The organism is Bacillus sp. EAC (genome assembly GCF_002156875.1).
GTDB lineage: Bacteria > Bacillota > Bacilli > Bacillales > Bacillaceae_G > Gottfriedia.
Window position 1 is genome coordinate 282,106 of the sequence record NZ_NCSY01000002.1, and the last position, 12,938, is coordinate 295,043.

15 protein-coding genes are annotated in these 12,938 nt (G+C 33.9%); all 15 read right to left on the reverse strand.

Annotated elements, in window-relative coordinates; translation table 11 throughout:
* Positions 1–225: 225 nt before the first annotated feature.
* Positions 226–447: a carbon storage regulator CsrA gene (gene csrA / locus B7R65_RS04510; RefSeq protein ID WP_088041557.1), complete on the reverse strand. Its 222-nt coding sequence runs from the start codon at positions 445–447 to the stop codon at positions 226–228.
* 4 nt (positions 448–451) lie between these two features.
* Positions 452–898 carry a flagellar assembly protein FliW gene (gene fliW, locus B7R65_RS04515; RefSeq protein ID WP_088041558.1) on the reverse strand — a complete coding sequence of 149 codons (447 nt, stop codon included), beginning with the start codon at positions 896–898 and terminating at the stop codon, positions 452–454.
* Positions 899–908: 10 nt separating this feature from the next.
* Positions 909–1,484 carry a DUF6470 family protein gene (locus B7R65_RS04520; RefSeq protein WP_088041559.1) on the reverse strand — a complete coding sequence of 192 codons (576 nt, stop codon included), beginning with the start codon at positions 1,482–1,484 and terminating at the stop codon, positions 909–911.
* A 59-nt stretch (positions 1,485–1,543) separates the two neighbouring features.
* Positions 1,544–2,458, reverse strand: a complete 915-nt coding sequence (gene flgL, locus B7R65_RS04525; RefSeq protein WP_088041560.1) for a flagellar hook-associated protein FlgL — start codon at positions 2,456–2,458, stop codon at positions 1,544–1,546.
* Between the two features lie 6 nt (positions 2,459–2,464).
* A complete protein-coding gene (flgK, locus tag B7R65_RS04530; RefSeq protein ID WP_088041561.1) occupies positions 2,465–3,979 on the reverse strand; it encodes a flagellar hook-associated protein FlgK in 1,515 nt (504 codons plus the stop codon).
* A 23-nt stretch (positions 3,980–4,002) separates the two neighbouring features.
* Positions 4,003–4,491 carry a flagellar protein FlgN gene (locus B7R65_RS04535; protein WP_088041562.1) on the reverse strand — a complete coding sequence of 163 codons (489 nt, stop codon included), beginning with the start codon at positions 4,489–4,491 and terminating at the stop codon, positions 4,003–4,005.
* Between the two features lie 25 nt (positions 4,492–4,516).
* Positions 4,517–4,780 carry a flagellar biosynthesis anti-sigma factor FlgM gene (gene flgM / locus B7R65_RS04540; RefSeq protein WP_088041563.1) on the reverse strand — a complete coding sequence of 88 codons (264 nt, stop codon included), beginning with the start codon at positions 4,778–4,780 and terminating at the stop codon, positions 4,517–4,519.
* Between the two features lie 40 nt (positions 4,781–4,820).
* Positions 4,821–5,237 carry a TIGR03826 family flagellar region protein gene (locus B7R65_RS04545; protein ID WP_088041564.1) on the reverse strand — a complete coding sequence of 139 codons (417 nt, stop codon included), beginning with the start codon at positions 5,235–5,237 and terminating at the stop codon, positions 4,821–4,823.
* A gap of 91 nt (positions 5,238–5,328) precedes the next feature.
* A complete protein-coding gene (locus tag B7R65_RS04550; protein ID WP_088041565.1) occupies positions 5,329–6,009 on the reverse strand; it encodes a ComF family protein in 681 nt (226 codons plus the stop codon).
* Positions 6,006–7,091, reverse strand: a complete 1,086-nt coding sequence (locus B7R65_RS04555) for an ATP-dependent helicase ComFA (RefSeq protein ID WP_256941184.1) — start codon at positions 7,089–7,091, stop codon at positions 6,006–6,008. The genes B7R65_RS04550 and B7R65_RS04555 overlap by 4 nt, the downstream gene beginning before the upstream one ends.
* 404 nt (positions 7,092–7,495) lie before the next feature.
* Positions 7,496–8,338, reverse strand: a complete 843-nt coding sequence (locus B7R65_RS04560; RefSeq protein WP_088041567.1) for a DegV family protein — start codon at positions 8,336–8,338, stop codon at positions 7,496–7,498.
* 517 nt (positions 8,339–8,855) lie between these two features.
* Positions 8,856–9,533: a response regulator gene (locus tag B7R65_RS04565; protein ID WP_088041568.1), complete on the reverse strand. Its 678-nt coding sequence runs from the start codon at positions 9,531–9,533 to the stop codon at positions 8,856–8,858.
* Positions 9,534–9,698: 165 nt separating this feature from the next.
* Positions 9,699–10,868 carry a sensor histidine kinase gene (locus B7R65_RS04570; protein ID WP_088041569.1) on the reverse strand — a complete coding sequence of 390 codons (1,170 nt, stop codon included), beginning with the start codon at positions 10,866–10,868 and terminating at the stop codon, positions 9,699–9,701.
* Between the two features lie 291 nt (positions 10,869–11,159).
* Positions 11,160–12,185, reverse strand: a complete 1,026-nt coding sequence (locus tag B7R65_RS04575) for an LCP family protein (protein WP_088041570.1) — start codon at positions 12,183–12,185, stop codon at positions 11,160–11,162.
* 91 nt (positions 12,186–12,276) lie between these two features.
* Entirely contained in the window at positions 12,277–12,897 is a 621-nt protein-coding gene (locus tag B7R65_RS04580; RefSeq protein WP_088041571.1) for a YigZ family protein, read from the reverse strand.
* Positions 12,898–12,938 lie beyond the last annotated feature (41 nt).

A 12,938-nucleotide genomic window follows, 5' to 3' on the forward strand; every position in this document is an offset into this window, starting at 1 on the left:
CTTCCATGTGAACACCATTTTTTTAGAACCTATTTGAAAATCTCGAGCTTTTTCATTTAAGTTCCTTACATAAGTTATATCGACTGTTTTTTTGTAGATTTTAGTCTTTTTTTACAGAGATTTTTCGACAAAGTCATTTTGTTCGAAATAGCCACAAATTTTCAAGACTTTTTAGAACTGAATATAAGTGTCACTATTAAAATAAAAGAGCAGAGATATTAATCTCTACTCTTTTGTTTTAAATAAGTTTTTTAAGTCAACTAAACCATTAGCCGCTTCCTGATTTTCCTGCTTAATCGATAAATAAATCTCTTTACGATGAATATCTATATGTTTCGGCGCAGAAATAGCTAGCTTTACTTGATCACCTTCTATTGCTGCAATTGAAATTTCAATATCATCACCAATCATAATAGCTTCTTTAATTTTCCTAGAAAGAATTAACATTGAATTAATCCCCCTGAGCAAAAGCCGGCGTTCCAGCTAATTCATGTTTTGTGTGATAACTTGTTTGATTTAATACTACCTGCTTCCCAACCTTTTTAACACAATTTATTATAATTGGTCCTTGTAAATTTGCCGTTGATTTTATGAAGGGTTCTTTTACAGTTATAATACTGTATAAAACAGCATCTTTAGACTCTTTTAACTCTAGAGCTTCGATTGCATTTTGTGTTAATTCAATATCATATTCTGGAAATAAAGAAAATACTTCACCAATTACAAACGCTAAATCTGGCGTATTGACAGACTGTAAAATTGAAAAAGGCAATTCACTTTGAAGCGGTAATAATATAAATTTATTTTCCTCTTCAAATGCTGGAATGCCATTTGGAAAGGTTATTATATCTTCCTGTTGAATGTCTATTTCTCCGTGATATTTTGTTTGTAAATTCATACCTTCCACCTTATCCTTTTTGATCTATTGTAATTCCAGTATAATCAATTTTTAAGTCATTCCAAATATCCATATAACTACTTACTTGGCCTGGAGTAATATTAGTGGTAGGTCTCTGTGGTATAACCTCAATTTCAGGTTTGTGAGTAGTCCAATTAATCTCTAAACTGCCAGGATCATACGACATTTTAAAGCTACCATATCTTGGTACAAATGCAATGTTTACATCATAGATAGGATTTGTACTATTTTCTTTTGAGATATCAGAAATTGCATTTTTGTTATTTTGCACTTTCATCATTTGATCACCTTGCTGAGATACTCTTGCTAGTCCATCTAACCATGCTTGATATCCATCATTAAATGCATCTTCTATTCTACGACGTACACTTTTCAAATCAATATCTGCACGTGCCTCGTACGAATCCATTTCTAAAGTTGGTGCAACTCTTTCTATTTCCATTTCTGCATTTTGTTGATGGATATTCATTTCTGCTTTTGGCTGTTGAAAATCAAGAATTGGTTTTTCAACTTGCAACCCTAGTTTTGCAAACGTTGATTGTATTCGTATTTGAGGAAATTGCATGCTCCTCTTCCTCTCACTCTAAATTTTTCTAAAAGAAAAGCTATCAAAAAAATGATAGCTTAACGTAAGAAGTCTAATAAAGTTGGTTGAATAATACGCGCCCCAACACCAAGTGCAGCGTTGTGAACACTCTCTTGTGTTTTTAAATCTGTTATAACCTTTTCAATATCAGCATCTTCATTATCCGACATAATACGGTTTGCAATAATTTCTTGTGACCCTAAACGATCATCGATCATTTCTATACGATTTTCGGTTGCACCAATTTTAGTTCGTGCAGTTAAAACACTATTAAGTACTTTATCTAGGTCACCTATTGCATTATCGATTGCAGCAGTATTATTTGTTTGTAAACCGTTATGCAGCGAAACTAATTGATTCAATGTAGTTTGATCAAAAATATTGTTTGGATCTGTATTTACTGCAACACTAACTCCTCTTGATACTTCAACTTGAAACGGATTATAAGTTGTAGAAGTTGGAAATGTTCCACTAAGTGTAATTTGTCCATCAACTGCTGATGTAGTAACTGTCATGTTTATAGGTTGTTGAGTTGTATCTAATCCATTAAATATATATTTGTCTCCAACTTGAGTATTTCCAATAGAACCAAGATGTGTAATTAATTGTTTAACCTCTGCTGCTAGAGCTTGGCGAGATTCCACACTATTCGTTTCACTCGAACCATTTACAGCTAACTCTCGCATACGTTGAAGTGCTTGTGTTACTTTATCAAGGGCATCATCACTCGATTCAGTCCATGTATACCCTTCAGATAAATTACGTTTATATTGTTCTACCTGCGTAACATCTGATCGGTAATAAACACCCTTCATCGCAATAACTGGGTCATCTGATGGACGACTAATTTTTTTACCTGTTGAAAGCTGTTCATTATATTTATCAAGCTTCGAGTAACTTGAACCTAAACTTCTAAGCATATTGTTACTTATCATCGTTTGCGTTACACGCATTACTCATTACCTCCCAACAATTCCCATACCATTTATTATTTTATCTAACATTTCATCAATTGCAGTGATATTACGCGCTGCAGCATTATAGGCATGCTGGAATTTGACCATATCTGTCATCTCTTCATCTAATGATACGCTACTTACAGATTTTCTGTTTTGATCAACAGAATCTACTAAAATACCACTATTAGTCATTAATCGGTTTGCTTCTTGAGATTGAACACCCATTCCACCAATAATTCCTTGGTAAAATGCTGAAATACTTGTATTTGTTGTTGAGCCAATTGTTAAATTCGTTCTTCTCATGACATCAGCTAATGATGTAGCGTTTTTTCCATCACCATCGCTAGTCGTCGAACCGGCAGCAATATCATTAATGTTTGTGATAACTACATTAATACTGCTTGCAGTGATTGGTCCCGAACTTGATCCAAAGAAATTACCACCATTCACATCACCTAATGTAATACCAGCAGCATGTACTGTATTAAATGTATTAGCAAACGTGCTAGCAATATCGTCTAAATTTTTAAGCATTTCAGGATATAAACCTACTTGTGCATTTGAGCTATCTAAATATCCATAAGATTTTATTAAACTATCAAGTTTACCCATTGTTTTAAACTTTTCTACATCAATAATGTTATTTCCAATTGAAACAGTATCAACTAATCCTGATGTCGCATCGTAGTTTACTTTTAAATACTTTGGATCAGCTTTAATATCTGTTCCATCAATCACACGACCAGATTCAATTACACTGCCATCTTCAGCAACTAAGTCAATTGTTGCTTTACCTTCTGCTGCTGGAATTGATTGTCCACCACTTGAAGTGTAAGTAACCTTTATATTTACTAAACTAGATAATTTATCGATTAATCGATCACGTTCATCGTATAAGTCATTTGGCAACATTCCGTGTGGTTCAACGTCAGCAATTTGACGATTTACATTTTGAATTTGATTTAGAAGAGAATTTACATTCTTCGTTTCAACTTCTATTTGGTTTTGTTGATCACTTTGAACGGTTTTTAATGATTTTGATAAATAATTAAATGTTTCAGCTACTGCTTTACCACGTTCTAAAACTACTGCTCTCGCACCAGAATTACTTGGATTCAAAGCCAAATCTTGTAAAGATTGCCAAAAGCGATCTAATGTTTTAGAAAGACCTTGTTCAGATGGCTCATTCATAATATCTTCCATTTTTGAAAGCGCATCGGCACGACTAGAATAATATCCTAGTTGACTACTATTATTACGGTATTGTATATCTAAAAATGAATCTCTTATTCTTTGAATCGAAGTTACTTCAGAACCTGTACCAATAAAACCTGGTATATACGGTCTTTCCATTCCTAAAGACGGAAAAGGGGAAGTTGTTTGCATATTCGCGCGCTGGCGTGTATAACCTTCTGTATTTGCATTAGCGATATTATGCCCTAACACACTAATTGCAGCTTGTTGTGTATACATTCCTCTTTTTGCAGTTTCTAATCCCATAAACGTTGGGCGCATGATTTGGAACCTCCTTGCTTAATCTATACCTGTGAATCAAATAGTGTATCTTTTTTCTGTGATTGTTGTTTTGCTGTTGGTCCATAATTTGGTGCTGTTTGTCTTGGCTTCAGTATAGACAACGATAATGATACAAACTGCATTGATTGATAGATTAGCTCTTGATTTAAGTAATTTAGTTCTCTTAATTCTTCTATCTTTTCTTTTAATTCAGATTGAATGTTTATTAGCTTCATAGCTTCTTCTTTTGGAATCACTTTAAGACAATCAGAAAGAGTAGGTAAGTCCCCACTCCATTCATGACCGCTTAAGACTGCATAAACAGATTCGATTCGTTTCTCTTCCAAATCATTTATTGCAAGCAAGTATTTTGCTTCTTTATTAATAATGTCATCTAAACGGTTGATGTCATTTTGCTTAATGACATCCGTTTTAATTAATGATAATTCATAAAGCCTTGTGTATTCTTCTAATTGTTGTTGGAGTGTAGTAAGTAAAAAAGATGAGTTCATTGCCGATCCTTCTTCCTTCTAGTTGTTAGTTCTTGCTGAAATATTGAAGCATTTTCTCGGCTACTAATGATGGTTGTACTTTGTAGGAGCCCTCTTCGATTTGCTTTTTTAATTGCTGTACACGTTCTTCACGTTCTGCGATTAACTGAGAAGCTATTTGAAGATCTTTTGCCTGAGAGGAAATTTCTATTTTGTCTTCATTTTGTTTTTGTGGTTTCTCTTGCTCAATCTTTTTTATGTGATTTTGATAATATTGAATGCGATCAATACCAGTTGGATTAACCTTCATTTTCTCACCTCATTGTCAATCGTTTCATATCCTCATTTTTCTATCTCGCCTTATCGTCAAATAAATAAGTCGCTTTATCTCTTTTTCGTAGTTCTTGAATTCTTCTTTTCTCTTCTTCAACTTTAAGTAAGTCTTTTTTTAAGCCAGTTGAACAATCAGAACAAATCGAACCTTTTTGAATTAGTGTTCCACATTTGTCGCAAGGGTATCCCAAATTTGGAAAATCAGATACACGAAGCTTGCCGTTTCTAATCCATTTCATGATTAGTTCGTCCTCTACTTCTGTAGCCTCTACAATTTCTAGGATTGTCGCTTTGCGATTTTCACGCTTGCGGATAAAATTATAAACTTTATCAAAATTTTTCTGCTCTACTTTATAACATGATTCACAGACATCTCGTAAATTTGTTTTAACAAAAATGCTGTTACAAATAGGACAATTACGTAAGTCTCCCACTAATTTCACCTCTTTTTCCAATGTTCACTAATTATATCGGCAAAATTGGGTGGAAAATCAAGTCCTTTATCACATGACAAATTACCAATTTTTACGCACGAATTAATGTAAGTGAAAATACCTCGCTAGCACCATTTTGTAACAAAATGATTGCAGCATCTCGGACTGTTTTCCCAGTTGTATAGACATCGTCTAAAATTAATATCGGCATGTTTTGGATTTTTTTCTCTCCACAGTAGGAAAATATTTGTTCACGTTTCAATCTTTCGTTTCGATTTAACTTACTTTGCTTCTCTGTATGGATCCGTTTTAAGCATTTCGTTAAAGGAAATCCGGCTTGTTCACCAAGTACTTCTACTTGATTAAAACCTCTTTCAACTAGCCGCTCCTCACTAAGTGGGATTGGAACTATTATTTTAATATGTTTAAAATTATTTTCATAGTATTCTCGCAAATCTGTAATAAACATTGTTGCTAATGTAACATCACCGTAAAATTTATAACGATTTAACCATTCTTTCATTACATCTGTGTAATGATAAATTGATCGATTCAATTTTAATGGTTGAGAAGTGTTTAGTTCTAATGATTCCTCACAATATTTACAAAGTTTTTGATCATGAGCGTGACCGCCACATATTTCACAAATAGTTCCCGAAATCTTTTTATAGCCTGTTAAACATTGTGAACAAGTTTTTTCTTCCAGCTGAAAAAAAAGATGATGCAATGAGAATGTTTCAACGAAATGACTACCGCAATTTATGCATATCATTTGTTATCCAACCAACCTTTCTCATAGCCTAATTTATTCATTCGTACAATTTGTTTTTTAGCACGTACCATTTCTTCACTAATTCCACTATGAAAAAAGATGACATCACCATTTGGATAATCAACATGTCTGCCCGCTCTACCAGCTATTTGCACGAGTGCACTTTCTGTAAAAATTTCCTCATCAGCTCCGAGTACTGCAATTTGACTATTTGTGATAGTAACACCACGCTCTAATATGGTCGTTGTTATTAAAACTTGAATTTCTCCATTTCTAAACGCACTTACTTTTTCGTGTCTAAATGGATCTTGACTATGAACGGATGCAGTTTTTACTGTCACTTCTTTTACAGCTTCTTCTATATAAGTGCATTCTTTAATCGTTGGGATAAAGAGAAAGATAGGATAGTTTAACTTAATGTAATGTTGAAGCCATTTCTTTAATTCATTTGGGAGTTTGTTTGCTTTTTGAATGGATTTACGCCAATTACCTATCCATTTAAGAGTAGGTACTGGTAAGGGCTTACGATGGTATCTTGCGGGGACCATTACACTTTTTATTTTTCCATTTAACGCTAATCGCTGTTGATTAGTTGAAGGTGTGGCAGTTAACTGAATGGTAGAGCCAATTTGCGTCCTCGCTTCGTTAGCTACCCATTGCAGATGCGTTTCAATATTATAAGGAAAAGCATCAATTTCATCGATAATAAGTAAATGAAACGTACGACGAAAATACATAAGTTGATGAACCGTACAAATTGTAATTTGGTGTCCCTCCCACTTTTCTTCACTTCCTCCATAAAGTACTGCAATTGGAATCTTAGGAAATGATTTTCGAAATCGATTTCCAAGTTCTAACACTACATCTACTCTTGGAGTAGTAATACAAACATATTTACCTTGTTGCAATGCAGTTTCGATTCCGAAAAATAACATTTCTGTCTTTCCAGCCCCACAAACCGCCCAAAGTAGTAAATCATTATTTTCCTTTACCGCTTCTCCTACTTTTATAGAAGCCTCTTCCTGTTGCGGGGACAATCTTCCATCCCAATCAAGTCCGCTAGTGAGACTCGCATTCTTCATATCCACTTCATTTATTACCAACTTTGTGCATGTAGTCATTTTCCCCATTACGATGCATTTCCGACAGTAAGTACATTTTGATACACATCTTCCACAGAAATGAGTAGCAAAAAAGTGTTGATCTTGATTACCACAGCGAAAACATTTGAAACTAGACTTTATCTTTTGAACAGCTTGGATGATTTTACTTGTAGAAGGGATTTCTTGAAGTGTTATAGAGGGGTTTAATGCGAGTTTTCTTCCTATATACTGGACGCTCATACTCGGATCTATTAGATCCACGAAATTCACCTGCTTTCAATTGAATTAATTAAAATGTAACTTATTTTGTTTAGGAGTTGAAGCTATAAAACGAAAATTGAATTTTCAAAAGAAAAAAGCCCCTTTATAAAAGGGACTTTTACTCAAATCACATACCATCCTAGTCCTAACGCACCTTCACCAAGATGTGTTCCAATTACTGGACCAAAATATGAAATATCCATTTCAACGTTTGGATAGGTTTCACCAAGTTGTTTTGCCAATTCCTTTGCATCTTCTTCACGGCTCGAGTGAATGACGACTGCCCGCATTTTTTCACCTTTTGACGCAACTTCGCCAAATAATTCTAAAATACGTTTCATTGCTTTCTTTTCCGTTCTTATTTTTTCGAACGCTACGATTTGTTTATCTGTAAATGTAAGGATTGGCTTTACCTGAAGTAAGCTTCCTACAAATGCTTGTGCACTTGAAAGCCTTCCTCCTCTTTGTAGATGATCTAAATCATTTACCATGAAGTAGGCATTTATCGATTTTTTCATTTCATCTAAACGTGCAATGATTTCAGCAGGTTCCGCACCTTTTTGCGCCATTTTTGCTGCTTCAATTACATAATATCCTTGCACCATGCAGCTAATTTCGGAATCATATGCTATGACTTCAATATCATCTAGCATTGTTCCAGCAGAAACCATACTTTGATAAGTTCCGCTGATCCCGCTTGATAAACAGATCGCAATTACAGCATCATATTCTTTTGATAGATGTTCAAATTTCGAAATAATCTTTCCATATGATGGTTGAGATGTTTTTGGTAATTCTTTTTGTTCACTTATCTTTATAAAAAATTGTTCAGTTGTAATTTCTACTTCCTCTTGATATGATGCATCACCGAAAATTACATTTAGTGGAATCATATGTATATCTAAACTATCCCTCAACTCTTGAGGTATATATGACGTGCTGTCAGTAACAATTGCTGTTCTCATTGTCTTGTCCTTTCTTGCAAATAGTAAACTAGCATTTATGTATTTATTAGATTCATTTTACACAATCTAGTAAGTAAAATCATTGAAATAAAATCTCTTTACTATGACCTTTTTCGACAATTCTAATAGATTTTTTATCATTTTTATACTTGGTTGTTTTCGTATACCTTGTTGCCATTTAACAAATACACTAATCTATTTCCACTCCAGGATGCTCGCTTTCCGTGGGGCGGGCGGTGAGCATCCTGGGCCCACACGATGTGGGTCATGCATGCGTTACGACAGGACGTCGTGGTATTAGCATGCCTACCTTTTTGACACCTGTGGGGTCTCACCTTTCCCGCACCTCCCACAGGAGTATCGCACCTTCCGTTCCAATCATCTTCTGATTAAGAATACGCTTTTCAAAAATGCACTTTAGACAACAATCTTTTAGAAAATATCCTTATACTTTAACATACTAGACATTTAAAACAAAAACAGAGTATCTAAAGGATACTCTGCATTTTAAATCCTATTATTTTACTTCAACCCATGAATTACGGATAGCGGTTACAACTGCATGCGTACGGTCGTTAACTTCTAGTTTTTGTAGAATATTACTAACGTGGTTTTTAACCGTTTTTTCACTGATGAATAGTGCTTCACCAATTGCACGATTGCTTTTGCCGTCTGCTAGCATTTGAAGAACTTCACATTCTCTTCGTGTTAGTAGGTGTAATGGGCGACGAACCTCTACTTCACGAGATTTGAACAATTGTTCTTTTAATGATAAACGTCTAAATTCTTCTACTAAATTATGAGTAATTTTTGGATGTAAGTAGCATCCGCCTTTTGTAACAACTTTAATCGCCTCAATTAATGTATCTGAGTCCATTTCTTTTAATAAGTATCCTCTAGCACCAACTTTAAGTACATGAGTTACGTAAGATTCATCATCATGAATTGATAGAATGATAACTTTAGCATCCGGGTACTTTTCTAGCAATGCTTTTGTAGCAGTTACACCATTCATGTTAGGCATATTGATATCGATAATAAACACATCAACTTGATGATTATCCATGATCGCTACGACTTCTGTTCCATCCGAACCTTCTGCAACTACATCAAAACTCTCCTCAAAGTCTAGGATTCTTTTAATCCCCTCGCGAAATAGTTTATGATCATCCACAATTGCAATTCTAGTTTTCATTTTAATACTCCTCTGCTAATTATTCTAGTTTGCCTATATAGTTATCTATTTGGAATTTTTTAGTAATTTCTAGTATATTTTAACATATTTTAACAAATAATTCGACGAAAATCATCAAAAATCGTTTTTGTAATTTTACTTTTATAAATTTTCAGACGTTTAGACTTAAACTTCTACTTCTAAATCCGCATCGACTTCTACTTCTAGCGTAATTCGAATCGTCGTTCCAACGTTTAATTTGGAATCAATTTTAAAATCACCATTTAAAAGTTCAACCCGTTCTTTCATTCCAACCAGCCCAAACGAATTCTCGTTTTGACCGCCTTCAACATTAAAGCCAATCCCGTCATCTTTAATTAAGACGTTGATTTTGTTTCTAAAAAATTCTAATTTTACAAAAATTACATTCGGACTAGCATGTTTGCAAGCATTTTGAACAGCTTCTTGGATTAATCTAAAAATGGCAACTTCTAGTTTGGTATTAAGTCGTTTTTCAGTATTACCGTAATAGTCAAACTGAATCGAGATATGGTTATATTCTTCAAGTGATTTTAAGTACTTACTTAAAGTTGGTACTAATCCTAAATCATCTAGAGCCATTGGACGTAAATCATAAATGATTCGTCGCACTTCACCTAGAGCTGTACGGACTTGTTCCTTCATATCATTCAATTCTTTTATTGCATCTTCTTGCGGTCGTTGACGATACGTTTTAATTAAGAAATCCGATCTCATCAAGATATTCGCCAACATCTGAGCAGGGCCATCGTGGATTTCACGAGATAATTTTAATCTCTCCTCTTCCTGTGCCTGAATTAGTTGGAATCCAAATACTTGTTTTTGTTTTGCATCTTCGAGAATTTGACTAACTTGCTGAAAGTCTGTTTGGAGATAGTTTAAAATAATTGAAATACGTGCAACTAATAATTCCGCTCTTCTTAATTGATCTAGTAACGTTTGAAGTCTGCGCTCTAATTCATTTCGACGATGAATTAAGACTTTCTCTTCTTTTAATGAAAGAATGTGCTGCTCTTGAATATTCTGAGCCATCTCATAGGCATCCTTTACTTGCGCCTCTGTATATCGCTTAAAATCTCCATCAACTTCCATTAACTTTTGTCTAGCAGCCCTAACTAAAAGATCTAATCTTGCGGTATTTTCAATTTTTTCTACTACCTGCACTTTTACTTCTTCAAGTTCCACTCTAAGCCTTTCATATTCAGATCGAGTGTCTTCAACAATATCAAACACTTGTGACTTACTGTCGATAACAGTTGTTATCATATTGTTCATTACTTCATCAAGTGTATGCTTGTCCATTTTTCTGGTTGTCATTTGTAAAGTCCCCCATTAGTCAAACATCACGACTAATAAAAATATGTATATATATTCATTATAATCAAATCGTCATTATAATTGTACAAAAATTTAAAATAAGCAAAAAAATTTATATATTTTGATTACATTGTTCAATTCTTATTAGATATTATTATTTTATAATAAGTTTTAAAAATTACAAGGTGTATCATGACATTATTAACATACAGTTCACAAAAATTACAAAATTATTACAATGCGCATATAAAAAAACGCTGGATTCACTATAAAATCCAGCGTTTTGCATATTTATTGATTGGAATTATTTTCCGAACTACTACTATCTGTATTTAGACTATTACTTGTCGATGGCTTATCTAAGTCTAAATGTACTCTTAATTTACTTGAGATTTCATTTATACTTTCGTCTTCAGGAACATAGTAGTAGATACCATTAATCGTATCATCATGACCTTGAATTTTTAACGTTTCAAAATCTTGATTATTTATATTCGGCAAATGTTTAGCAAGTGAAATACCACCAGACATTTTCATATTCGTACTGATATTGTCACTAAACACTTTTGCATAATCATCCATTTTAAGAATTGTTTGTGGAGATTTAATTTTGCTTAGTATCGCTTGAATTACTTGCTGTTGACGCTCTTCACGACCAAAATCGCCACGTGGATCACGTTTACGCATACGAGAATACGCTAAAGCCTGTTGTCCATTTAAATGCATCATACCCTTTGTGAAATAGATTTTTTCACGAGGTTGTGTATCTGTATTTTCCCAGAAATCGAAAGGTACTTCGACATCTATACCACCAACTGCATCAATAATGTTTTTAAATCCTTTAAAGTCAACTGTTACATAGTAGTCAATTGGTACATTTAAGAAGTTTTCAACTGTATCGACAGTTAATTGTAAACCACCATATGAATAAGCATGGTTAATTTTTGTCTTTTCTGTATGTCCAGGGATACTTACGTAAGTATCACGAGGAATACTCATTGTCTTAATCGTTTCATCCTTTGGATTAAAGGTAGCAAGAATCATTGAGTCTGTACGTCCACCTTTTCCACCTGTTGAATAATTTTCAATTCCTAAGAACAAGATAGAGATTGGGTCTTTTGAAATTTTCACTTCTCCGTCACGAAGTCCTGAAGAGATTTGTTCACCTTTTGTTGCTTTATTTAATTCAATATATGTTTTAACACCTTGGTAACCTACGAACACTAGTACAACAATTACAATTAATAAAAATAATCTAGCGATAAAACCTTTTTTACGCCTTCTTTTCTTTCTGGCCATTTTTCGAGACTGATTCATATGTTCGAAGAGACCTCCTTTTGCGATAAAATAATAAAACTATATTGTTTAGTCTGATATTGTCATTTTTTTAAAATCTATGTGAAAACATCTACATGTATTTAACAATACTTTCATCTATCTGGCAACTACCATTTGTTAGTTCGACAATCCACTCTTTAAAAGTAGTCAATTCTCCGACTTTAATCCATAACTCGAAATCGACTTCTTCTAAGTGTTTTACACCTTCTAAATGGAAGTTAGAATTGCGTATAGCATGTTCGACTTTTCCTAATAATTTATAACTAACTTTTACACTAATAACTTTCACTAAAGTTCTTTCAACAATTCCGACTGCGTTTAAACCTTCACTAACAGATTGGCCATATGCACGTATAAGACCACCGGCACCTAACTTTTTACCACCAAAATATCTTGTAACGACGACTACAGTATCCTTTAGTCCACGTTTCTTTAATACTTCTAACATTGGTACGCCAGCTGTACCACTTGGTTCTCCATCATCATTGGCTTTTTGAATCTCGTCATTTTCACCGATTAAGTAAGCCGAACAATTATGGTTTGCATCGAAATGTTTTTTCTTGATTTCTGCTATAAATTGTTGCGCTTCATTTTCTGTCTTCGCTTCTTTTATATAACATATAAATCTTGATTTTTCGATGTCGATTTCATGACTACCAAAGCCACGAACAGTATAATAATTCGGTAGCATAATACACCTTACCTTTCGATTAACCCTAGCGATCCGTATAA

What these genes read in the sequence shown, in the direction of transcription:
- B7R65_RS04580 (WP_088041571.1), bottom strand. Translation starts at nt 12,897, where the DNA reads ATGCTACCGAATTATTATACTGTTCGTGGCTTTGGTAGTCATGAAATC.
- B7R65_RS04555 (WP_256941184.1), bottom strand. Translation starts at nt 7,091, where the DNA reads ATGAAGAATGCGAGTCTCACTAGCGGACTTGATTGGGATGGAAGATTG.
- flgK (WP_088041561.1), bottom strand. Translation starts at nt 3,979, where the DNA reads ATGCGCCCAACGTTTATGGGATTAGAAACTGCAAAAAGAGGAATGTAT.
- flgM (WP_088041563.1), bottom strand. Translation starts at nt 4,780, where the DNA reads ATGAAGGTTAATCCAACTGGTATTGATCGCATTCAATATTATCAAAAT.
- B7R65_RS04550 (WP_088041565.1), bottom strand. Translation starts at nt 6,009, where the DNA reads ATGATATGCATAAATTGCGGTAGTCATTTCGTTGAAACATTCTCATTG.
- B7R65_RS04575 (WP_088041570.1), bottom strand. Translation starts at nt 12,185, where the DNA reads ATGAATCAGTCTCGAAAAATGGCCAGAAAGAAAAGAAGGCGTAAAAAA.
- csrA (WP_088041557.1), bottom strand. Translation starts at nt 447, where the DNA reads ATGTTAATTCTTTCTAGGAAAATTAAAGAAGCTATTATGATTGGTGAT.
- flgL (WP_088041560.1), bottom strand. Translation starts at nt 2,458, where the DNA reads ATGCGTGTAACGCAAACGATGATAAGTAACAATATGCTTAGAAGTTTA.
- fliW (WP_088041558.1), bottom strand. Translation starts at nt 898, where the DNA reads ATGAATTTACAAACAAAATATCACGGAGAAATAGACATTCAACAGGAA.
- B7R65_RS04520 (WP_088041559.1), bottom strand. Translation starts at nt 1,484, where the DNA reads ATGCAATTTCCTCAAATACGAATACAATCAACGTTTGCAAAACTAGGG.
- B7R65_RS04560 (WP_088041567.1), bottom strand. Translation starts at nt 8,338, where the DNA reads ATGAGAACAGCAATTGTTACTGACAGCACGTCATATATACCTCAAGAG.
- B7R65_RS04535 (WP_088041562.1), bottom strand. Translation starts at nt 4,491, where the DNA reads ATGAACTCATCTTTTTTACTTACTACACTCCAACAACAATTAGAAGAA.
- B7R65_RS04570 (WP_088041569.1), bottom strand. Translation starts at nt 10,868, where the DNA reads ATGACAACCAGAAAAATGGACAAGCATACACTTGATGAAGTAATGAAC.
- B7R65_RS04565 (WP_088041568.1), bottom strand. Translation starts at nt 9,533, where the DNA reads ATGAAAACTAGAATTGCAATTGTGGATGATCATAAACTATTTCGCGAG.